The organism is Burkholderia lata, from assembly GCF_902499025.1.
GTDB classification, from domain to species: Bacteria; Pseudomonadota; Gammaproteobacteria; order Burkholderiales; family Burkholderiaceae; genus Burkholderia; species Burkholderia lata_C.
On the sequence record NZ_CABVPW010000030.1, the window covers coordinates 94,569 to 115,973 of the forward strand.

Below are 21,405 nucleotides of genomic sequence, written 5' to 3' on the forward strand. Positions count from 1 at the left end.
GTGAATTGGATGTGGGGCGAGCATCCGCCCGCCATGATCGATCGCGTTTCCCGAGAGCAACCCGTCAGCGACTCGCGAGGCTGGTGTTTCCATATTGGGCGACGAGCGCATACCACAGCGCATAAATCTCCTTCATGCCGGGATCATGATCGTTGGTCCACACCGCTGTCTGCACGACGACGAGTTTCGAGGCCGGATCGACGATGATTCGTTGACCGTCCATCCCCTGCAATGCAAACATGCGCCGCTCGCCCGGCAACAGCCAGACCTGATACCCGTATCCGAAAACCGGATTCGCCGTGCCCGGCGCCAGAAAGCCGTCGCGCGCCGCCACCGTCGTGGCCTGCAACACCCAGTCTCGCGGAACGATCTGCTGGCCGTTCCACCGACCGTCGTACGCGAGCATCATGCCGAGCCGTGCCCAGTCGCGCAGCGTGGCGCTCACGCAGCAATACGTAATGTTCTGTCCCGTCGCATCACGCCCCCACGATGCATCCGACTCCATGCCCATTTTTTGCCAGATCCGCTCGCTCGCGTATTGCGCGACGGTCATGTGGGTTGCATGGCTCAACACGAGCCCGAGCACTTCCGTTTCGATGCTCGCGTAGTGGAAATGCGTACCGGGTGCACGCTCGCGCGTGTTGAAGTGCTTGACGGCATCGATCGCGCCCAGCCCGTGCGGATCGAAGAGTGCAAGCCCGAATTTGTCGCGATCGTCGCCGGCGTTGTCGTCCTCGAAGAAACGGACGCCGGACGACATGTGCAGCAGGTCGCGGATCGACGTCTGTCCGTATGGACTGTCCGCCAGCTCCGGCACATAGACAGCCGCACGATCGTCGATCGAGCGAATCGCGCCTTCCGATACCGCGATGCCGACCAGCATGCCGACCAGCGTCTTCGCCATCGATTGCGACATGAAGCGATCGGAATCCGTTCGCGCGTAGCGATAGTGTTCGTACAGGATCGTGTCGCCACGCGCGATCAGCAGGCCGGTTACTGGATTGCGCTCGAGATAATCGTCGAGATTGCGATTCTGCCCGCCATACGGGTAATTCAGCGTCAGCTCGTGCTCGGACGACTTCAGTATCGACGGCGTGCCGGCCCGGGCGATGGGATCGGCCATGCGAACCTTGTCGAAGTGCGTGTAATAGCCGACGAACTGCCGCTGCGTTCTCGTGTGGCCGGGCACCGGCAACGGATAGTGATCGCCGGCACCGTAGGCGTCGGCCGCGTATCCGGTATCGGAAAAGACGGGATTGGGTTGTGCAACGGTACAGGACAGAATCAATACGCTACCGACAGCAACCGCTTTAACACTGTGCAGCATGGCAAGACTCCTTTTTTATAGGGGCTGCAGCTACCTTCAAATCGACGCTCGACGGTCAATGTGCGATGTCGTTGACGGTCGAAGTATTTCAGCTTGTTACTCGGTGTTCGCTTCGTTTTTATCGATGCGGGCGCCACGAATCACGGGAAATTCCCGGATGCCGGCGCATCGGTTCCAGGACAATTGCATCCTCTTGTCCAGATCCGCCTGGTCGTCCAGTTGCGCCGCATCGATCACCTCGACAGCCCGCTTTCGATAGGCCAGGCAAGCATCGGTCGGCGACTCGATCGCCTTCGCCGCCCCCCTGCAACGATCGCGAGCAGCACTACCGCCCCCGCTCGGATCCTTTCATTTTTATGGACGTCACCGAATCCTGCGCGGATAGGTAAAACGGCTGCCGTGATCCCACGGCAGCCGTCACTCAGAAACGCGTCATTCTAAATCGCGAGTACCCTGCTCTGCGTCCGCGATCGACGCGCGGGCCTTCCCGCGCACGGTCACCCATCAACGCCAGCCGCGATGCCAGCCGTAGTGCGGATGCCACCATCCCCACCCATAGTGCGGGTGATAGCGCCACGAATAGCCGGGAGCCGGCATCACGCCGACCGGCGCAACATAGACGACGCCAGCAGGGGCGACTGCCGGCGGTTCAGCCGGCGCCACCACGCAGCCGGACAGCGACGCGCCCAACAGCAGCGACGCGACCAGGGTGTAACAGGTTTTCGTTTTCATCATTGATCATCCAGACGTCGTGGCCATGTGAGGCGGACTGGGGTTACTGCCAGCCGGGATGTCGCGCGCGGTAGTACTCGAGCGCGGCATTACGCTCCTGCTCGGCTTGCCGGGCCAGTTGCTCCGCACGCGCCATGTGGCCGCCGAACTCGCCGCCATGTTCCTGCTGGATGATGTGCATTTCCTCGATGGACCGCTGAAGATCGTGCGTGGCGGCCATTGCCTTGTTGTGAAGCTCGTCGGCGAACGCGGCGTTCGCCATCAAAGCGGCGCACAGAATCACGGGGATGGATTTGAGTTTCATGAGTGCAGTTCTTCCGTCTTGTCGTGAAAGGGATTGTTCCCGCAGTAGTGAACGCCCCGCCGCGATCCACTGTTGACGCCGCATCGCCCGGACTTTGTAAATCTGTATTACGCCCCAGACGGTCGGGCTTTCCCCCATGCGTCAGCTTGTGATTTCCTTTCGATCCGCGCTTATGATGTCGCGAGCCACGAGACCTTCACGCCCGCCATGCGCATCACGCCCCTACCGCCCCTCCAGTGCCTCATCGCGTTCGAAGCCGCCGTGCGGCATGCGAGCTTCACGCGCGCGGCCGCCGAGCTGCACCTGACCCAAAGCGCAATCAGCCGGCAGATCCAGCAGCTCGAGGAATTCCTCGGCCGCTCGCTGTTCGTGCGCGAACATCGTTCGCTGCGGCTGACGATCGCCGGCGAGCAATACGCGGCGCAGGTGCACCATCTGCTCACGCAATGCGCGGAAGCCACGCACGACGTGATGAAACCCTACGGCGATCTCGAACTGACGATCGCGTGCTCGTCCGGTGTGGCGCTGCTGTGGCTCACGCCGCGGCTGCCCGATTTTCGCGCCACGTATCCGGACATCAAGCTGCGGCTGATCGTGCGCGACGGGCTTGCGTCGATGTCGCCGGCGGAGTTCGACGTGGGCGTCTACTACGTGCGCCAGCAGGCGCCCGCCGAATACACCGCGCGCCGCCTGTTCGACGAGGAAGTGTTTCCCGTCTGCGCGCCGGGTTACCTGGCCGGCCGCACGCTCGACGCGGCCGATCTCGCGAACGAGACGCTGCTGCGCCTCGAGGACGGGCAACGTCAGTGGATGTCGTGGTCCGAATGGTTCGACCAGAACGACATCGACCGGCAGAAGACGCAACCGCAAGACATCACGATCAACTCGTATCCGCAGATCGTGCAGATGACCATTCTCGGCCAGGGCGTGTCGCTCGGCTGGCGCTACATGATCGACGCGTGCATCGAGGCCGGGCTGCTCGTGCGCGTGACCGACGCATCCGCGAGCCACGGTGGCGGCTACTACGTGATCTCGCCCAACGACCGCGCGCAGAACCACGCCGCACGCCTGTTCACACGCTGGCTGTTCGAACAGGCGGAGCGGCAGACGGCGCCCTGACTCATCCGGAACGCAACGCATGCGTGCAGCGCATGCGTGCATGCGAATCTTTCGTTTCAGAAAAAAATCGCGCTGTCCTTAGCATGGGGTTCACGCGGGGCGCCCGTCCCGTCTTCTGACCAAGGAAGAGACCATGCAAGGAACGCTTTCCCCGCGCGCCGCGCCTGCCGTCGATGCGGCAGTGCAGCAGCGTCGCCGCGCCATCGTCGCGACCGTGATCGGCAACGGTCTCGAATGGTTCGATTTCACCGTCTACAGCTTCTTCGCGGTCATCATCGCGAAACTGTTCTTTCCGACCGGCAACGAGCTGACGTCCGTGCTGCTGACCGTCGCGACGTTCGGCGTCGGCTTCTTCATGCGGCCCGTCGGCGGCATCGTGCTCGGCATCTATGCCGACAAGGTCGGGCGCAAGGCCGCGCTGTCGCTCACCATCCTCATGATGGCCGCCGGCACCGCGCTCATCGGGCTCGCGCCGACCTACGAACAGGCCGGTATCGCCGCGCCGCTGCTGATCGTCGTCGCGCGGCTGCTGCAAGGTTTCTCGGCCGGCGGCGAGATGGGCGGCGCCACCGCGTTCCTCACCGAATACGCGCCGCCGGAGAAGCGCGCGTACTACTCGAGCTGGATCCAGTCGAGCATCGGCTTCGCGGTGCTGCTCGGCGCCGCGACCGGCACCTTCGTCACGACGTCGCTCGACGTGCAGGCGCTGCATAGCTGGGGCTGGCGACTGCCGTTCCTGCTCGGGATCATCGTCGGGCCCGTCGGCTACTTCATCCGCAGCCATATCGACGAGACGCCCGCATTCAGTGCCGTCGAAGCGCAGGCAAAAGAAAGCTCGCCGCTGAAGGAAGTGCTGTCCACCTACCCGCGCGAGACGTTCGCGAGCTTTTCGATGGTGATTCTGTGGACCGTCTGCACCTACGTGCTGCTCTTCTACATGCCGACTTATTCCGTGCGCACGCTGCATCTGCCGCAATCGACCGGTTTCGCGGCCGGCATGGTCGGCGGGCTGATGATCATGTGCTGCTCGCCGATCGTCGGCCGGCTCGCCGACGTGTGGGGACGGCGCGTGTTCCTGTCCGGATCGGCGCTTGCCATCTTCGTGCTCGCGTGGCCGATGTTCGCGTGGATCAACCATGCGCCCGGGTTCACGTCGCTGATCGTGTTCCAGGCCGTGTTCGGCGTGCTGATCGCGATCTACACGGGGCCGATCCTCGCGGCGTTCGCCGAACTGTTCCCGACCAAGGTGCTGTCGACCGGGCTGTCCGTCGCCTACAACTTCGCGGTCACGATCTTTGGCGGCTTCGCGCCGTTCCTGATCACCTGGCTCATCGCCCGCACCGGCAGCAACATGGCGCCTGCTTTCTACGTGACCCTCGCGGCAGCCGTCAGCTTCATCGGCACGCGCTTCGTGAAGGACGCCAAGCGTGCCGTTTCCGTCAATCGATAAGGATCTCTCTCCATGACCATTACCGTGCTGCAAGGCGGCAACGTACTCGATCTCGAACGGGGCGTGCTGCTCGACCATCATCATGTCGTGATCGACGGCGACCGGATCGTCGAAGTCACCGATCGGCCGGTGGATTTTCCGAATGCGCAGGTGATCGACGTGCGCGGCAATACCGTGATGCCGGGGTTCATCGATTGCCATGTGCATGTGCTGGCTTCGAATGCGAATCTCGGCGCGAATGCGACGCAGCCGAATATTCTTGCCGCGATTCGGTCGTTGCCGATTCTCGATGCGATGTTGTCGCGCGGGTTCACCAGCGTGCGTGATGCAGGCGGTGCGGACTGGAGTTTGATGCAGGCAGTCGAAACCGGGCTGGTGTCGGGGCCGCGGATTTTTCCGTCGGGAAAGGCGTTGTCGCAGACCGGCGGGCATGGGGACTTTCGGCCTCGCGGGGATTTGCTGGAGCCTTGTTCTTGCTGCTTCAGGACGGGGGCGATTGCTCGGGTGGTGGACGGGGTTGAGGGTGTGCGGCTCGCTGTGCGTGAAGAAATTCAGAAAGGCGCGACGCAGATCAAGATCATGGCGTCAGGTGGCGTGGCTTCGCCGACCGATCCGATTGCGAACACGCAGTATTCGGAGGACGAGATTCGGGCGATCGTGGATGAAGCCGAGGCCGCGAATACTTATGTGATGGCGCATGCGTATACGGGGCGGGCGATTGCTCGGGCGGTGCGCTGTGGGGTTAGGACGATTGAGCACGGGAATCTTGTGGATGAGGCGGCGGCGAAACTGATGCATGAGCGCGGGGCGTTTGTGGTGCCCACGCTTGTTACTTATGACGCGCTTGCCAAACACGGTGCGGAGTTTGGGATGCCGCCGGAATCGGTGGCGAAGGTGGCCTCCGTTCAGCAGAAAGGACGCGAATCGCTGGAAATCTATGCGAACGCCGGCGTGAAGATGGGGTTCGGGTCGGATCTGCTCGGGGAAATGCATACGTTTCAGTCTGGCGAGTTTCGGATTCGGGCGGAGGTGCTCGGGAATCTGGAAGCGCTCAGGTCGGCGACGACCGTGGCGGCGGAGATCGTCAATATGCAGGGGCAGCTCGGGGTGGCGGCGGCGGGAGCGATTGCAGATCTGGTCGTGCTCGATGGGAATCCGCTTGAGGATATCGGGGTGGTGGCCGGTCAGGGGGAGCGAGTCGAATATGTGCTGCAGCGTGGGAAGATCGTGAAGGTGCGGGCGGGTTAGGGTTTGCGGTTGCGTGGATCGCGCCGTGTACAGCGGCCGTGACAATCGTTAAAGGTGAGTATCAACACCGGCACGGGGCCCGCAATAGCCCCCGCTCTCGGTTGTGCTCACGCGGAAACAGCAATCCCGCAACAAGAGCCGCGCGAAGCGGCGCTTGTTGCTTATTCCGGTTCCTCTTCTTGGGCGGCCGCGCCGTAAGGCTGCTCTCGCCAGTTCAGCGCCCTGCGATCAGGTTGGATGGTGATGATCCGAAGATCGAAATTGAATACGAGATACACGTCGGGCTGGATGCCGATCAGCCAGATCGAAGGTTGGCTACGCAGTCGAGGATTGCTTCTGCGAAGTGCGGATGGGATAAATCGATGCCAACACGAGCGAGCGAACGCAACAATTGCTCCACCCCTTCGACAACTCCGACAATGCGTCCACTTCCGACGGGATCGTGGAAGCTGGGTAGCACTTCTGGCAAGTGAGATTCGATACTTACATTTCCGTGTTCGACGGTGATTTCGATCCCGAACGGCAGCAAAAACTCTCGTTTTGTGTTCATTATTCTGATCCCGGTGCGGTCCATAACCGCATTATCGACGATCTAGTCAATGGGGTCGAACGACCACTACTGGTCGACTACACCTCATGCGCTTCGCATAAGCCAAGACGGCATCGAAGTATGGCGACTGGCCGGAAGCGACCCTGAGCGGACTATCAAGACATCCGAACTCCAATGGCTGCTCGTCAACACCCACAGACATATCTGAGCGGGCTGCGAACGCCCCCGGAAGTTCAGGATGTCCAGGCATCAGAGAGTCAAGCGTAAGGCTCAAAAACAGCGGTGTCCGGTTCCTCGATGCTCATCAAGTCGAGGAGAATCTCAATTTCATTTTTCTCCTGGTGTGGGATGCTCTTTAGGTCCTCTCCCATCAGCGCAAGTATGGAATTGCCAGCAAAAATTTCTTCAAACTTCTCTGGATTTGTAGTGGTAATGGTTTTGATCCATTTTCGAGTAATCCAATCAGGAGCCCCACCAGAGTGAATCACTAACGAGTATGATGGCAAAGTGGGACGGTAGAAAGTAACACCTTTATTAAGCATATCATTCATCAGATTATTGCTTGTCACTTTCAACGCAAGGCTAGTCAGAAAACCATGACGAACAGATTCATATATTGCAAACCAATGGTTTCCGTCCATCTCGCTTTTTAAGAGAAACTTCTCTATTCCAGATTTCGATAAGCCACTAACCAGCCCTAATGAATTAGCGTGCAATGACTGAATTGATATCACGTCGTCATCGAGAGAGGCGAGAATGCGGCCGGCTTTCTTTGAAACCGGCAGCTTTTGGGCTATGCAAAAAGCTAAGGCCCATGCGACATCGCTGCTGGCGCCGCTCCGTTCGTGGCGCAGGATAATCTGCTCAACCGTATGCGCCCAAAGCGCTCTATCAATCGGACAACCGTTAATTTGCCAGAACTGGAGAAGCGACAGTCCTTTTTGGGCGCAGCCAGGCTCTCGCAGCATAGCTTGGGAGATGCAACTTTCCGCCACACGAAGGACAGAATCCCAAGGTTTATGATTTTGGAAAAGCGCTCCGATTGCATACAGCAATATTGGTAGCTCGGGGTGTCCTGATGCCAGAGAAAATACAATATCAAAATACCTGACCATCGCGTGAGGGCGAGAGAATGCAGTTTTACTCGCATCAATTATTACGTCATGCCAGCCATCACTCGCCGGTTGCGGCAACTCAATAATCTGTGTTTTTTTGGGGTTGAGGCGCAACCGGAAGCTGTCAAGTTCTCGTTGAAGGCTGGATAGGATTCTTTCAGCCTCCTCTCTTGTATTACATGCGAATTCATAATCATCGAACCACCGGTAGGCGCTGCTCTTGCCGATATCTATAGAATTATCAACTTGCGATAAAACCGTTTCAGCGAGTAGAAATGAGAGGTCAGTTCCAATAGGGATTCCTTGGCTCACCTTCCCCTGCAAATCCATTAAAGCTTGATCAAGTTGTTTGCCAACCAAAGATTTTTTTGACCAATTTGCTCGATCCCGGAGCTTTGGATCAACTGCCCAACCGACCGCATGAGTATAGAGAGACGGATAAAACTGACTAATATCGACCTTAAGAAGATGCGACGCCCCCCCGCGGCTCAAAGCGCGCTCGCGTGCCAAGCTGCTAGGTTTGACAAGTGTGCGTAACGCACGTCGTTGTCCAACTTGATACACAGGGCGGCTTTTGGAAAAAGTTGATTTGCCAGCCTTCTGAAGAAGGCGTCGAAAATTCTTCGCGGTTATCCTAGCCAGTTTTGAATAAGAGTAAGGATGAGGGATACGAAGCAGTCGATGATTTAATCCAGGCAACGCGAGGCGGTAGGAGACGCACTCGGTAAAATTGTCAGAAGGCTTGTAGCTATCCAAAACTGCCCTTCCAGCCTTTGACGTCGCATAGGCCGCGAAATGATCGGAGAAAAATGAAGGAGGTAGTTCCTTCGGGAAATAACCACGCGCAAGAAGATTTTTGTAAATTGTCATTATTAATTCTTGTAATATAAATTACAGTTTACCAGTAGAGATCACAAAAACATTCCGTTTTTCTTTGATACGGAAAAATCGAATCCAGCGATTGTCTTTTAAAGTGAAAGTTGGATGCCGCGGATGCCGACGGTAGATGCCGGCACTTCTCGGATGCTCGAACTCGTCTCCTTTGAATGGCGGGTTGCAGATTACTGCAGTCATCACCGTCTAGTTGGATCCCGGTCGTCACCGAAATATAAAAATTTATCTAGCCGCTAATTCTTTAGCGAGCTTGGCAAACATTTGGTCTGCCCCCCAAGCCTGCGCTGCAGTGAACGCAATCTCCCGCGCTTGAAGTTCGGTTAGCGGTGACGACGGTTTATAGGATAGGTCGTGTTCGGCTTCTCCCCATGCATGTTGAAAAAGCGTCTTAATTTGCAACTCAAAGAAATCCGGGGCATCGTTGTGCTCTTCATCCTCGAATAGTTCTTCAGGAATCGCCAACACAAGGTGCCTACCTTCGTAGCCAAATTGCTTTGGCGAATCTTGTATGACTGAGTTTGCTTCGATGCGATTGAAGTATTTCATGATTGCTACCTCGACCGCTTCAACGTCCGACAGATAGAAGACAATGATACGAGCGGCGACCTGATCCTGTATTTCACTAAAAGGGTCGGAATATTTGCGCTTCCCGCCGTTTTCTTTGACTGCCTTTGCGAGGAATCGCGCAGGATCCTTGGCGCGTGCGCTGACTCGATCGATGTGTTTTATGCCGTCGAGACGCTGAGTTAGGAATGACATTAGGCCCGTAGCCAAGGGAGAAAGAACATTCGCATGCCGGCGCGAATACTCAGCGAAAAGTTCTTCGTCACTCATCGACTTGACCTCAGCTTTTCGTCCACGATCATCCCTTGAGTGGAATAGGCGTGGGCGTCACCTATTTTCTCCGGATGGAAGATGTCCTCAAATCTATCCGTCGGTGCGGACAAAGTTGCACCATTATCCAGTTCTATTTGCTTGTATGGGACATGCTTAATGAACTCGTCGGCATCAAATCGAAATGATTCAGTGATGAGACGCGCTGGCTTGACAGCGGCTTTTACTGCGTCTTTGGCCCTTTGGGACATCGCGAACTGATCGCAGAACTGTTCAATAGTCATTGCGTTTGATGTCAAATTGCCCGCGAGTCGCGCGGCTGCGACGATCTCTCCACGAACTCGAGGGTCGCTGGTAGACCTGCTTGCATCCTTCATGGCAATGGCGAGCCGACGGGTCCCCTCCGCCGCGGTGGTTGTGAGTTCTGAGCGCAGGAAGTCCACAATCCAATAATCGGCGATTGCTTTCGATCCGTGATTTAGTTGTCGATCTGTGGCGATGCCTTTCCATGCGTCGCTTTTACCCGCTTCGTGCCGATATGTCGCAGCTTTGTACGTGTGTGCATTCTTTAAAAAAACTTGCTCAACAAACTCCACACTTAGCGCGCTGCCGTTCTTACTAGCTACAACTCCTTCGTCCGCAGCGAAGCGAGAAAGCACGGTGCGTTTACCTGCCTTGCCCTCGTCAGCACCCAGACAGACGAAGAATAGCCCCATACCTGCAGTGCCAGGCGTTGCGGCTTGCAATGACTGTGCCAACGGGAGCGCACTCGCTAGCCTCGGCTTCGCAAAGAAGGCAAGCAGTTGCTCCCGGATCGGATTGATTTGATTGTCGGAAACGAATGTGACCGGAACATCGCGCCGGGACTTGGCGCTATCAAATACTTCCGAAAGCATCTTGGAAAGCTTGCCCTTGTCTGGTCTGATGTGGATACCATCGATGGAATCGGCAGCCCGCTCATGGTTCTTTGGATAGGTCAGAAAACTGTAGATGCTTTCGATTGACATACTCAAATTCCCCCGATGCCCTAGAGTAGATCTAACTCGGTCGACCTTTTTTCTTAGTTTCCTGATTAGCGTATCAGATCGGCTTCGATCGATGCTTCTTTCTTTGCGTAGATAAGGGAAAGAACTAGAGTGTCTTCTGATAATTTAGGGGCAGGTCAATCTGTCATCAAGCGACAATTTTTAGTCGAGCCAGTCTGATGACCAAGGTATGCCGTGGAGCAGCCCTCCCTCTGAATTTCAGGGCACAGAGCACGCGAGGCGGAGCCGACATTCGAACGTCCGAGTGCAAGTATGGATTAACGTCCATAGATGCCCGAAACTAGACCACCAACTGGACATCACTAGATGCCATTTCGAGTCCGCACTAGTCTGCCCCTCAGGACCCGATGTGTTTCTGCATGAAAACACTCAACGGATCGTCCGAATAATCGCCAAACAGTCCCCTTCGCTGATATCCGGCAGATGCATACAAAGCCAGCGCCTCATGTTGATAGGGTCCAGTCTCAAGTCTGATCACCTTGCAACCCGAGTCGACCGCCCGTAGCTCAAGCATAGTCATTAGCTTCCTCGCCACACCCTGCCCACGCCCGCGCGGGCTGACGTACATGCGTTTCAATTCGCCGAACTCGGGGTTGAGGACAATCGCCCCGCACCCGATTGCCTTGCCCTCGCTGTCCCGCGCAACGGCGAACAGCACATTGGATTGCTTCAGTGACGCGATATCCAGAGCGTGGCGGCTCTCAGGCGGGTATAGGGTGTCCTGGTACGCATCAAGATCGGCGATGAGAGCAATCACATCGGGCTGGTCGGGAGACTCGAAGGCGATAGTCATGGCTGACAAAGCTGGGCAAAAGGGAAATTGAAGTACCCGGCGACGAAGCCATGCGCGACATCGATGGCCGTCCGGTTTTCAGACGCTAATTCTCAGCGATGTCTCCGGCGCTGTCGAACCTCTCAAAAAACCAGGCGAATCCGATCACCTCGTGAGATCGCCCGATTCACCGACCATCAAGACAAATGCATCCTATTGAACAACCGCATCGACCATCGCCTGCGCATCCGAGACAAACCGTGAATAGCGCCTCTGCTTGGGCAATTGCTGCGCGAAACAGGCTGGCCGCTGTTCCTCGGCCACGTGCCCCGCACTGCAAGCGACAATCGTCGGCAACGTCGCATCCCGCCACATGAGATAAACCCGCGCCCCCTGCCTGACCGACACCATCAACGTATTCGGCCCATCCGGCATCCCGTCCTGGCTGTCACCCAACAACAACGCCTTCACCACCGCATCAGCCGGTTTCCGCTTCACCGGCAATTCAGCAAATCGATACTCCGCAGCGTCGCCACCGAGCACGTCGGTGTAAAACGTCTCGTAATCGAAAATCGCGGCTACGTCATCCGCCGACTTGATCCCCGCATCGGCCGTCGCCACCCAGGCCTTCAAAAGCGGAACCGTCGTTACAACGAGATTCACCTTCCCGTCATTTGACTTCAAAAGCAGTCCGTCCGGCCCGGGCGTCATCCCGTTGTCGATGTAAAGGGTATCCACGGTACTCCCCGCCTTCGCGGAAAAGCCTCTCGCCCTAACCGTCCCGACAAGCTTGACCAGCCGCGCACTCACCTCAGCCGTGTATTTCTTGTCCAGATCCCCCTGATCTTCCATCCGCGCCGCTGTAATCGTGTCGACGGCTTTCTTCCGATAGGCAAGATACGAATCGGTAGGCGAAGCAATCACCTTCGCCCCCACCGCAGCCGCCACCGCGACGAGCACCGCCGCCCCCACCCCGATCTTCCACTTGGAAATGCGTTTCATTTTTATAAGCGTTACCAAATCCCGCGCCGACATGCAAAAACGGCTGCCGTGACCCCACGGCAGCCGTCCCTCAGAAACGCCTTATTCTAAATCGCGAATCAGACTTTACTCATCCACCTTGAAAGCCGACACCAGCCTTGTCAATTCCGCCGCCTGCTGCTTCAAGCTCGCCGCGGCCGCCGCACTTTCCTCCACCAGCGCCGCATTCTGCTGCGTCATCTGATCGAGCGACTGCACCGCGTCCCCGATCTGATCGATACCAGCGCTCTGCTCCAGACTAGCCTCGGCGATCTCGCTCATCATCGCGCTCACGCCTTGAACCTGCGAGACAACATCGCGCATCACCTTCCCGGCCTCACTCACCAGCCGCGACCCGGTATTCACCGTCCCCGCGCTATGCTCGATCAGCACCTTGATCTCCTTCGCCGCCTGCGCGCTGCGTTGCGCCAGATTCCGCACTTCCGAAGCCACCACCGCAAACCCGCGCCCCTGCTCGCCGGCCCGAGCCGCTTCCACAGCCGCGTTCAAAGCAAGAATATTCGTCTGGAACGAAATACTGTCGATCATCACGATGATCTCGGAGATCCGCTGCGACGCGTCGCTGATTTCCTGCATCGTGCTCACGACTTCACCCACCACCTGCCCGCCGCGCGCCGCCGTATCGGAAGCGCCGTTGATCATCTTCGCGGCCGTCGTCGCCGTCTCGGTGTTGTTCCGCACCACGGCCGTGATCTCTTCCATCGACGAAGCCGTGCGTTCCAGGTTGCTCGACTGCCCTTCGGTGCGTTCGCTGAGGTCCGCATTCCCCGTCGCAATCTGCGCCGACCCGGTCGCAATCGACGAGGAAGCCGCGCGAATGCTGTGCACCAATGTCGAAAGCGACGACACGAACCGATTGAACGCATCCGACAACTGCCCGATCTCGTCCTGGCTCTCGACCGTCATCCGGCGCGTCAGGTCGCCCTGACCGCTTGCGATCTCCGACAGCAACGTCGCCGCCCGGCGGATCGGCGCGGCAATCGCGCGCCCCACCAGCCAGATCACGAGCAGTGCGACACCCAGCCCCACCACCGCAGCAACCAGCGCTGCACTACGAATCGCACGCGTCACCGGCCCGAGCAGCTCGGCCTGCGGCACCTCGACCACGACATACGCGTTCAACTCCGGAATAAACGACGTCGCGATGAATCGCGCACCGCCGTCGCCGTTGTAGCTCAGATACGCATACGGCTGACCAGCCAACAGCGTCGACGACGCATCACTAGGCAGCCCCGGCTGATCCTTCATGAAATGCTTGCCATCAATCAGCGCCGTATCACGATGCATCATGATCGCGCCATCGGGACGCACGAGATACGCGAACCCGGTCTCACCGATCCGATACGCAGCAATACCCTTCGCGAGCGCATCGACGGACAAGCTCATGCACGCCGCACCGATCGGCACACCGTCGAGTTCAACGCGACTGTTGATGAACATCATGTAGCCGCCGACCGTCACCTCACGGTCCATGTTCACGTCGAACGCCTTGCCGGACGACAGGAAGCCGGTCAGCCACTGATCCTTGTCGGTCACCTTCCGCTGCAGGCCGGATTCGTTGTAGTAGTTGCCGCTCTTCACGGACACCCACTGCACCGACGCCGCCTTCTGCTCGTCCTTCACGTTCTTCGCGAGCTGGATCCAGTTGCGCGTGCCGGCGTCGGGTTCGCCGTCGGCTTCCCATTGCAGCAGGAACGCGTCACGCGCCAAAATCCGCGACGCGGCGATCGGCCCGGCCATCTGCCGCTGCACGTCGGCGCGGATGCCGTTCACGGCCGTCGGCAGCTCTTCGCGGACGACGCGATCGCGCACCGCGTTGCCGATCAGACGGATGCTGAGTCCGCTCGAGATCGCGACGAACACGAGCAGGCAGCTCGTCATGCTGAGAATCAGCTTGTTCTGTATGGAAAGCTTGCGCCAGAAATGCATGGGGAACCCTCGATAACCGCTCGGTCTGAGCCAGATTGGGTTATCGGCATGCATGCGCAGAACCGCATCGCTGATTTCAGATGTTCATCATGCGAGATTCGTTATGTTGTTGTCAGGCGGGCATATGCGGCCGCCTATAGACGCAAGATCGACAAAAATTCAGCGCGAATCAGTATGCAACGAAGATCGTGACACGCCGGTTTCGCGCCCGCGCGGCCGCATCGTCCCCCGCGACGAGCGGCTGCGTATCGGCCCGCCCGATCGCCGCGAGCCGATGCGGGGCGACGCCGCGCTCGGTCAGGTAGCGCACGACGCTCCCCGCACGCGCCGACGACAGCTCCCAGTTCGATTCGTATTTCGCATTCGCGATCGGCACGCTGTCGGTATGCCCTTCGACGAGAATGTCGCCGGTCGCGTGATCGCTCAGTGCCTGCGCAATCTGGTTCAGCACGGGCGACGAATCGGGCAGCAGGCGCGCATCGCCGACATTGAACAGGATCTTCGCGTCGATGCCGATCTCGACGCCATGCGGCGCCTTCACGAGCGAGATCCGGCCGTTCGACTTCAACGAATCGAGCAACGCGAGCCACGGCGGCGAGTGCTCAGGCGTCACGCCAGCGGAAGCGGCAGCCGATGCGCTCGCCGCGTTTTCGGCATGCCGCGCAAGCGTCTGGTACCGTGCGTCGAGCGCGTTGTATTTCGCGAGCTGGAGCACGTACAACGCGAGAAACAGCACCATCAGCGTCGTGATGAGATCCGCGTACGAAATCAGCCAGCGGCCGGATTGCGCGCCTTCGAGTTCGTCGTCGTCGCGATCGGCGGCGGATGCACCGTCAGTTCGAGCAGTCATGCGATTGGAATTCCGGGTTCGTCGTATGACACACGCGCATCACGCGAGCGATTCGGCCGCACGCCCGCGCACGTCACCGGTCAGGCGCGTCTCGATCGTATGCGGCGATTCCTTGCGCGATATCGCCAGCAAGCCGTCGAGATACAGCTTGCGAAACCGCAGCTCGCTGTCGATCTGCGCGCGCAGCTTGCCGTAAAGCGGCAGGAACACGAGGTTGGCGAACGCCAGCCCGTACAGCGTCGCGATGAACGCGACTGCAATGCCCGGCCCGAGCTGCGCCGGTTCGAGAATATGGCTCGTCACCTGCACGAGCCCGAGCACCGACCCGAGGATGCCGAACGTCGGCGCATACCCGCCGGCCTGCTGCCACACGCGCGCGGCGGCGAGGCGGCTGCGTTCGTAGGCATCGAGTTCGCGCTGCAACGCGTCCTCGAGCACGGCGGTCGATACGCCGTTCGCCAGCAGTTCGAGCCCGCGGCGCGCGAACGGATGGATGCCGCTCACGTCCATCGATTCGAACGCGAGCAGCCCGTCGAGCTTCGCGCGATCGCCCCATTCGAGCAGGTCGGACAGGTTCTTGCGATCGACCTCGCGCGCCCGCACGAACGCGAGCCGCAACTGCTTCACCGCGTCGAAGAAGCGCGCCCAGGTGTTCTGGATCATCACCGCACCGAGCGTGCCGCCGAGCACGATCACGAGCGCCTCGAACTGGAACAACATCGAGAAGTGCCCGCCTTCTAGCGCGAAACCGAACACGATCGCCGCGCCACCCAACACCACACCGGCCAGGGTCAACAGATCCATACGCGCCTCCTCGTCATGCATCCGAAGCCGATGCGACAGGCGCAGTGCCCGCCGCCGGCGCCTTCGCCGCGCGAACGGCATCCAGCACGCGCCGCTCGATGTCCTCGATCTCGACCGGATCGAGCTTGAGCTCGCGGCGCATCACCCACGACACCTCGTTGCGCCGCGCCTCGGTCATCACGGAGAACAGCTTGTCGGCCACCGCGCGATCGTCGAGATTCGCGATCAGCTTCGCGAGATCGTAGGTATCGAACGCGCTGATGACGTCGAACAGCGTGCGCTGGTCGATCCACACGAGATCCTCGAGCGCGCGCACGTCGCCGCCGCGTCGCGCGTTGCGCCGCGAGAAGTACGTCACCCCCTTCTGCTCGACGTAACTGAGGACCTTCGATTTACGGAACGCAAACAACTCGTCGGCAATCTCGCCGTTCGACAGCTTGTTGAGCAGCATCGTCTTCTCGACACCAATCAGCGCTTCGAGATCGGCCAGCTCGATGAGCTCGAGTTCGCTGTTGATCGACAGGTCGAGATCGTGATCGGCCACCTGCTGCGCGCGATCGATCACGCGCGCGGCGTCGAACGTGACGACCTGGCGTGCATCCGACGAAGACGCATAGTCGGTTGCCCCGCCGGAGAGGTCCGTCTGCGCGGCCTCTATCGTGACGAGATTGAGCTTCTCCATGCGTCGCAGCATCGCGAGCACGTGCGGCCGCGAGTGGCCGGCAATCGCACGGCATTTGCGGATCACTTCGGCGAGCGGTACCGAGGTTTCGGCCGCATGGGTCTGCATCGGCCGGCGCGCCCACGCATCGCCGCCATCGCGCGCATCGGCACCCGCCATCAGCGCCAGCACATGCGCATACGACAGCACGCCCGGCATGAAGTCCGCGTGCGTGTAGGTGGCGAGCTGGTCGTCCTTGCGCTTCACGCGGCGGATCATCGTCCGCACGATATGGCGCAGCAGCGCCGACACGCGCTCGATTTCTTCGTCGAGCATGCCGGCCGGCACGACCGTCAGCTGACAGAATGAAAGGGCCTTCGCGGTATGGGCACGCGGCTCGGCCGCGAGCAGCGCCGATTCACCGAAGAACTCGCCACGGCCGAGCGTCGCGACGACGACGCGCTTGTCGTCGCATCGCGTGGACAGCTCGACCTTGCCGTCGGTGATCAAGAAGATGACGGGCTCACCCGCAAAGCCCTCGGAGTAAATGATTTCCCCGGGCGCCGCTGTACGCGTCCATGATTGCTGACGATTCACGTCGATTCCCCTGCTGCGCTTGCTTTCTTGTGCGGCTGCGCGTCGCGCTGCATGCGCGATCATCGCCGCCGTCCCCGTGCTCCCGTTTACGACACGAGCGGTGGAGTTCTTTAACCTCGTCGCAGGGGTTCCGTGAGCAGAATTTGATGTAAATCGTTTGCGCTGCGGAAACGGCTTGATGCATCAGGGAAAACGACAGGCCGCGGCGCGTGCTTCGAATCGGCCGGGCCCGCCGCGATCCTTACTTCCGGCCTTCAACGCACACGAACACGCGGCTCACTCGTGCAAGCCCCACGACACGAGCACCGCGTGGATGTTTCGCGCATATTCGTCCCGAAAGCGCGGCGTCTCCGAGTGATAGGCGCCGATCGCCTGCCAGGTGTTCCCGTAGCGGACCATCTTGCGTTTCAGCATCCACGCCGCGACGTAGATGTTCACGCAGGCATCCTTCAGCGCGCCCGGCGGCACGCCGTAGCGGCGCAGCTCGCCGAAATGCACCGAGTTGATCTGGGTCTGGCCGACGTCGATGCTGCCATCCGCGTTGCGATGCACGGCAGCCGGATTGCCCTTCGATTCGTACCAGGCGATCGCGCGCAGGATCTGCGGGTTGACGCCCTGATAGCCGGCCGCGCGCTCGAAGCATTCGCCGTCGGGCACCGCGTCATCCGCACGCACCGGCGCGACGAAGAGCGCACTCAGCAACAACATCGCGAACCACCGCCACGGCATGCCGCCGGGTCGCATCGAGACAATCCGGGTGCGGGCCGCCACGTATCCGCCGCTTCGATTCCGCGGGTTCATGGCGTCATCGCCAGCGCAGCGGCACCGGCCCCCGTCGTGCGCCGCTCGTGTGTGCTCTTCGCCAGCGCGTCGTCGAGCTTCTTGTCCTCGGCGGCGAGCGCCGCGCGCGACTCGTCGGTCACGACGAGACGCACCTGAAATTCCGGCGCCTTCTTCACGGGCTGCGCGTGGCGCAGCTTCTTCGCGCGACGCCCGCCCGTCGGTGCGGGCGCCTGCACTTCGTCGTCCCCCCCCGCTCCCGGCGGCAGCGACGCGAACGGCGGCAGCGGCGGAAACACCTGGTTGGATGCGGCAGGGGCAAACGGCGCGCCGTCGCCGGGTGGCGCCGCAAACGCGGTGCCGCACACGAGCACAGCTGCACAGATCGATAGTCGTAGCATCGCGGGATCTCCTGTTACTGGGTCGGTCCGACCTGGACGCTGTACGGCCGGCAACTACCGGCCGCGACGTTCTCGACGCGCACCGCCGCAACACGCGGCGTCGCGATGCCGCGCCGGATGGACTGGTTCAGGTAGCCGAAATCCTGCGGCAGCGCGGCCACGCGAATCGTCATCGGTTGCGATTGCTTCGATGCCAGCGCACCGACTTTCGCGAGCAACGCGGTCAGCTGAGGATCGCGTGCCCCAAGCGCATCGGCTGGTATGACGAAATCGACGAGGGACGTCGACGCGGAGGGCGCGTCGTTGTGCGCATTCGCGTCCTGGTGTCCGGATTGAAGTTGGGCGCAGCCGGCTGACATGACGAGCGCAGCGGCAAAGACAAGCATGACGAACGGTTTCACGTGTTTCTCTTGCGGTCACTGGACCTGCGTTATCGGCACCGCGCCCGCGATGTTTACCCCGATTGCATGCGAGGCCCGCCGCACGGGGCCTCACGCCGTGCGTCGATTCGTCCGATTTAAGCGCGCTTTGGTCAGACGCCATTCATCCGATATTTGAGCGCGTCATACATGACAACCCGTGCGCCGCACGTGATCCCGCGCGTCAGAACTCCATGTCGAGTTCGTCGATGTCTTCGTGCTCGGCCTTCGCCGCATCGATCCATTCCGCGACGAACGGATGCGCGAGTACCTGCATGCAGTACTCGGCGATATCGGGCTCGAGCTTCACGTCGTAGGTCAGGAAGCGCGTGACGACCGGCGCATACATCGCGTCGGCAATGCCGATCTCCGCGCCGAACAGCCAGGGGCCGCCGTACGCGGCCAGACACTCGCGCCAGATCGTCACGATCCGCTGGATGTCGTGCTGCGCGCGCGACCAGATCCGGAAGCCGGGGAAATGCGCGCGCAGGTTCATCGGCAATGCGGAACGCAACGCGCTGAAACCGGAATGCATCTCGCCGCAGATCGACCGGCAATGCGCGCGCGCCTTCCGGTCTTCAGGCAGCAGCCTCGCCTGCGGCCGGATTTCGTTCAGGTATTCGGCGATCGCGAGCGTGTCCCACACCGTGTTGCCGTCGTGCGTCAGACACGGCACGAGAATCGACGGCGACAGCAGCAGCAACTCCGCACGCGACGCGGCATCGATCGGCACGCTGACCGTCTCGAACACGAGCCCGCTCAGCTTCGCGAGCAGCCAGCCGCGCATCGACCACGACGAGTAATTGCGGCTGCTGATGGTCAGCGTCGTCTGTCCGGTGACTTCCATGTCGCTCCCCTGTTCAAAGCCGTTCGTGCCCCTGCACCGAAAACGGACGCTGTGTGACGTCACCCGCACCATGCCTGTGCGACGCATTCGCCGAACTGGCGCAGCAGCGCACGCTGTCGCGTCACGTGCCGCGCGACAGACCGACCGGGCAACGCATCGCACGCGGCTGCCGTGTGTCGCGTGCCGCCTGCGTCGCCGCGTTACCGAACTACGTGCAACGCGCGTGCCAGCCGCAGGCTGGCACATCGCTTGCCTCGTTCAATGCAACGCGGCACAACGAGCAACAGCCATGAATCTGCTTGCCTATCCGTTCTATCAATGGTCTGCCGAATGCACGCGCCCAGCGCGCGCATGGGCCGCCGCCGCCCGCGCGACGATGTCGCTGTGGCCGCCCGCCACATCGACACCGACCGGCCGCATGCTGGACGCGCTGTGCGAACTGCTCGAATGCTGCGCGTTCTCGCATCGGCGTCCGCCGTTCGGCATCGCGTCGATCGTCGTCGATGGAGAAACGGTGCCGATCGTCGAGGAAGCCGCCGCGGCCACGCCGTTCGGCACGCTGCTGCATTTCCGCAAGGCGCTGCCGGTCGCCCGCCAGCCGCGCGTGCTGATCGTAGCGCCAATGTCCGGGCATTTCGCGACGCTGTTGCGCGGCACCGTGCATACGATGCTCGCCGACCATGACGTGTACATCACCGATTGGCACAACCCGCGCGACATCCCGTTGACGGCCGGACGATTCGGCTTCGACGAATACGTCATGCACGTGATCGACTTCATCCGCCAGATCGGCCCGGACGCGCATGTGCTCGCGATCTGCCAGCCGACCGTCGCCGCGCTCGCGGCCGTCGCACTGATGGCCGCCGGCGGCGATCCGGCGCAGCCCGCGAGCCTGACGCTGATGGCGGGGCCGATCGACTGCCGCGTGAATCCGACGAAGGTCAACGCGCTCGCGACGAGCCAGCCGATCGAATGGTTCGCGCGCAACCTGATCAGCGTCGTGCCGGCGGGCTTCGTCGGTGCGCAGCGATGCGTGTATCCGGGCTTCGTGCAGGTCGGCGCGTTCATGTCGATGAATCCCGATCGCCATGCGGCGTCGTTCGCGGACCTGTATTACGAGCGCGCGAAAGGCGATCCGGCGAAAGCCGACACGCTGCGGCACTTCTACGACGAATACTTCGCCACTGCCGATCTCACCGCGGAGTTCTATCTGGAAACGGTCGAGAAGGTGTTCCAGCAATACGCGCTCGCGCGCGGCGAGCTGACGGTCGGCGACCGGCTCGTCGAGCCGGCGGCGATTCATCGCACCGCGCTGTTGACGATCGAAGGCGAGAAGGACGATATCTGCGCGGTCGGCCAGACGGTGGCCGCGCAGGAGCTGTGTTCGGGGTTGCCGCCGTACCTGAAAACGCACCACGTGCAGACGGGAGCCGGCCACTACGGTGTGTTCAACGGCAGCCGCTGGGAAACGCAGATCTATCCGATCGTGCGCGCGACGATCCACGACAACGAGCCGTACGATCGCACCGCGGGCGCGGAAGGCGACGCGGACGGCACGCACTACGTGACGCTGCGCGCGCTGCTCGATGCGCGCGCAACGGCGCACGATCCAGCGACCGACACGCCGTCGCATCACGCCCACTGACGCTATACGGCGCTGAAAATGAAACGCCCCGCCGGGGGTG

General features: G+C 60.6%; 22 protein-coding genes. 5 read left to right on the top strand and 17 right to left on the bottom strand.

Annotated features, from left to right (window positions below):
- Nucleotides 1-64 precede the first annotated feature (64 nt).
- The 3 genes from BDI24065_RS27485 to BDI24065_RS27495 all read right to left on the bottom strand — a co-directional run bounded on the left by BDI24065_RS27485 (nt 65) and on the right by BDI24065_RS27495 (nt 2,501).
- Nucleotides 65-1,327, bottom strand: a complete 1,263-nt coding sequence (locus tag BDI24065_RS27485) for a serine hydrolase domain-containing protein (protein ID WP_175033928.1) — start codon at nt 1,325-1,327, stop codon at nt 65-67.
- A gap of 504 nt (nt 1,328-1,831) precedes the next feature.
- Nucleotides 1,832-2,059: a hypothetical protein gene (locus tag BDI24065_RS27490; protein ID WP_175013407.1), complete on the bottom strand. Its 228-nt coding sequence runs from the start codon at nt 2,057-2,059 to the stop codon at nt 1,832-1,834.
- Between the two features lie 43 nt (nt 2,060-2,102).
- A complete protein-coding gene (locus tag BDI24065_RS27495) occupies nt 2,103-2,501 on the bottom strand; it encodes a hypothetical protein (RefSeq protein WP_217481836.1) in 399 nt (132 codons plus the stop codon).
- A gap of 69 nt (nt 2,502-2,570) precedes the next feature.
- On the opposite strand from BDI24065_RS27495, the gene BDI24065_RS27500 reads away from it, so the two are divergent.
- The 3 genes from BDI24065_RS27500 (at nt 2,571) to BDI24065_RS27510 (ending at nt 6,180) form a co-directional block, all read left to right on the top strand.
- A complete protein-coding gene (locus BDI24065_RS27500; RefSeq protein WP_175033930.1) occupies nt 2,571-3,482 on the top strand; it encodes a LysR substrate-binding domain-containing protein in 912 nt (303 codons plus the stop codon).
- A 133-nt stretch (nt 3,483-3,615) separates the two neighbouring features.
- Nucleotides 3,616-4,932 carry an MFS transporter gene (locus BDI24065_RS27505; RefSeq protein WP_175033931.1) on the top strand — a complete coding sequence of 439 codons (1,317 nt, stop codon included), beginning with the start codon at nt 3,616-3,618 and terminating at the stop codon, nt 4,930-4,932.
- Nucleotides 4,933-4,944: 12 nt separating this feature from the next.
- Nucleotides 4,945-6,180, top strand: coding sequence for a metal-dependent hydrolase family protein (locus BDI24065_RS27510; RefSeq protein WP_175033932.1), 1,236 nt, complete (start codon nt 4,945-4,947; stop codon nt 6,178-6,180).
- A gap of 295 nt (nt 6,181-6,475) precedes the next feature.
- Here BDI24065_RS27510 and BDI24065_RS27515 read toward each other — a convergent pair whose 3' ends face one another.
- From BDI24065_RS27515 to BDI24065_RS27580, 14 genes are all read right to left on the bottom strand, one after another.
- Complete coding sequence (locus BDI24065_RS27515; RefSeq protein ID WP_175033933.1) at nt 6,476-6,730, bottom strand: hypothetical protein; 255 nt, start codon at nt 6,728-6,730, stop codon at nt 6,476-6,478.
- Between the two features lie 257 nt (nt 6,731-6,987).
- Nucleotides 6,988-8,715, bottom strand: a complete 1,728-nt coding sequence (locus BDI24065_RS27520) for an RNA-directed DNA polymerase (RefSeq protein WP_175033934.1) — start codon at nt 8,713-8,715, stop codon at nt 6,988-6,990.
- Nucleotides 8,716-8,961: 246 nt separating this feature from the next.
- Nucleotides 8,962-9,573 carry a GTP pyrophosphokinase gene (locus tag BDI24065_RS27525; protein ID WP_175033935.1) on the bottom strand — a complete coding sequence of 204 codons (612 nt, stop codon included), beginning with the start codon at nt 9,571-9,573 and terminating at the stop codon, nt 8,962-8,964.
- Nucleotides 9,570-10,580 (bottom strand): hypothetical protein, encoded by a 1,011-nt coding sequence (locus BDI24065_RS27530; protein WP_175033936.1) that lies wholly within the window; start codon nt 10,578-10,580, stop codon nt 9,570-9,572. The genes BDI24065_RS27525 and BDI24065_RS27530 overlap by 4 nt, the downstream gene beginning before the upstream one ends.
- A gap of 376 nt (nt 10,581-10,956) precedes the next feature.
- Nucleotides 10,957-11,412 carry a GNAT family N-acetyltransferase gene (locus BDI24065_RS27535; RefSeq protein WP_175033937.1) on the bottom strand — a complete coding sequence of 152 codons (456 nt, stop codon included), beginning with the start codon at nt 11,410-11,412 and terminating at the stop codon, nt 10,957-10,959.
- Nucleotides 11,413-11,604: 192 nt separating this feature from the next.
- On the bottom strand, nt 11,605-12,393 hold the full coding sequence (locus tag BDI24065_RS27540; protein WP_175033938.1) for a hypothetical protein: 789 nt from the start codon (nt 12,391-12,393) through the stop codon (nt 11,605-11,607).
- 105 nt (nt 12,394-12,498) lie between these two features.
- Complete coding sequence (locus BDI24065_RS27545; protein WP_175033939.1) at nt 12,499-14,361, bottom strand: methyl-accepting chemotaxis protein; 1,863 nt, start codon at nt 14,359-14,361, stop codon at nt 12,499-12,501.
- Nucleotides 14,362-14,530: 169 nt separating this feature from the next.
- Nucleotides 14,531-15,211, bottom strand: a complete 681-nt coding sequence (locus BDI24065_RS27550; protein WP_175033940.1) for an OmpA/MotB family protein — start codon at nt 15,209-15,211, stop codon at nt 14,531-14,533.
- Between the two features lie 39 nt (nt 15,212-15,250).
- Complete coding sequence (locus BDI24065_RS27555) at nt 15,251-16,015, bottom strand: flagellar motor protein (protein WP_089453483.1); 765 nt, start codon at nt 16,013-16,015, stop codon at nt 15,251-15,253.
- Nucleotides 16,016-16,028: 13 nt separating this feature from the next.
- Nucleotides 16,029-17,273 (bottom strand): Crp/Fnr family transcriptional regulator, encoded by a 1,245-nt coding sequence (locus BDI24065_RS27560; protein ID WP_175033941.1) that lies wholly within the window; start codon nt 17,271-17,273, stop codon nt 16,029-16,031.
- A gap of 276 nt (nt 17,274-17,549) precedes the next feature.
- The gene (locus BDI24065_RS27565; protein WP_254609874.1) at nt 17,550-17,981 is read right to left on the bottom strand and encodes a lytic transglycosylase domain-containing protein; all 432 of its coding nucleotides are present in this window, start codon (nt 17,979-17,981) and stop codon (nt 17,550-17,552) included.
- Between the two features lie 89 nt (nt 17,982-18,070).
- Nucleotides 18,071-18,454 carry a hypothetical protein gene (locus tag BDI24065_RS27570; RefSeq protein WP_175033943.1) on the bottom strand — a complete coding sequence of 128 codons (384 nt, stop codon included), beginning with the start codon at nt 18,452-18,454 and terminating at the stop codon, nt 18,071-18,073.
- 14 nt (nt 18,455-18,468) lie between these two features.
- Nucleotides 18,469-18,855: a hypothetical protein gene (locus BDI24065_RS27575; RefSeq protein WP_254609873.1), complete on the bottom strand. Its 387-nt coding sequence runs from the start codon at nt 18,853-18,855 to the stop codon at nt 18,469-18,471.
- 202 nt (nt 18,856-19,057) lie between these two features.
- On the bottom strand, nt 19,058-19,720 hold the full coding sequence (locus BDI24065_RS27580) for a glutathione S-transferase family protein (RefSeq protein WP_174968267.1): 663 nt from the start codon (nt 19,718-19,720) through the stop codon (nt 19,058-19,060).
- Between the two features lie 53 nt (nt 19,721-19,773).
- Between BDI24065_RS27580 and BDI24065_RS27585 the strand changes: the two genes are divergently transcribed.
- Together BDI24065_RS27585 and BDI24065_RS27590 are read left to right on the top strand one after the other, a co-directional pair.
- Nucleotides 19,774-20,013 (top strand): hypothetical protein, encoded by a 240-nt coding sequence (locus BDI24065_RS27585; RefSeq protein WP_175033944.1) that lies wholly within the window; start codon nt 19,774-19,776, stop codon nt 20,011-20,013.
- Complete coding sequence (locus BDI24065_RS27590) at nt 20,010-21,365, top strand: polyhydroxyalkanoate depolymerase (protein WP_175033945.1); 1,356 nt, start codon at nt 20,010-20,012, stop codon at nt 21,363-21,365. Before BDI24065_RS27585 ends, BDI24065_RS27590 begins: the two co-directional genes overlap by 4 nt.
- Nucleotides 21,366-21,405 lie beyond the last annotated feature (40 nt).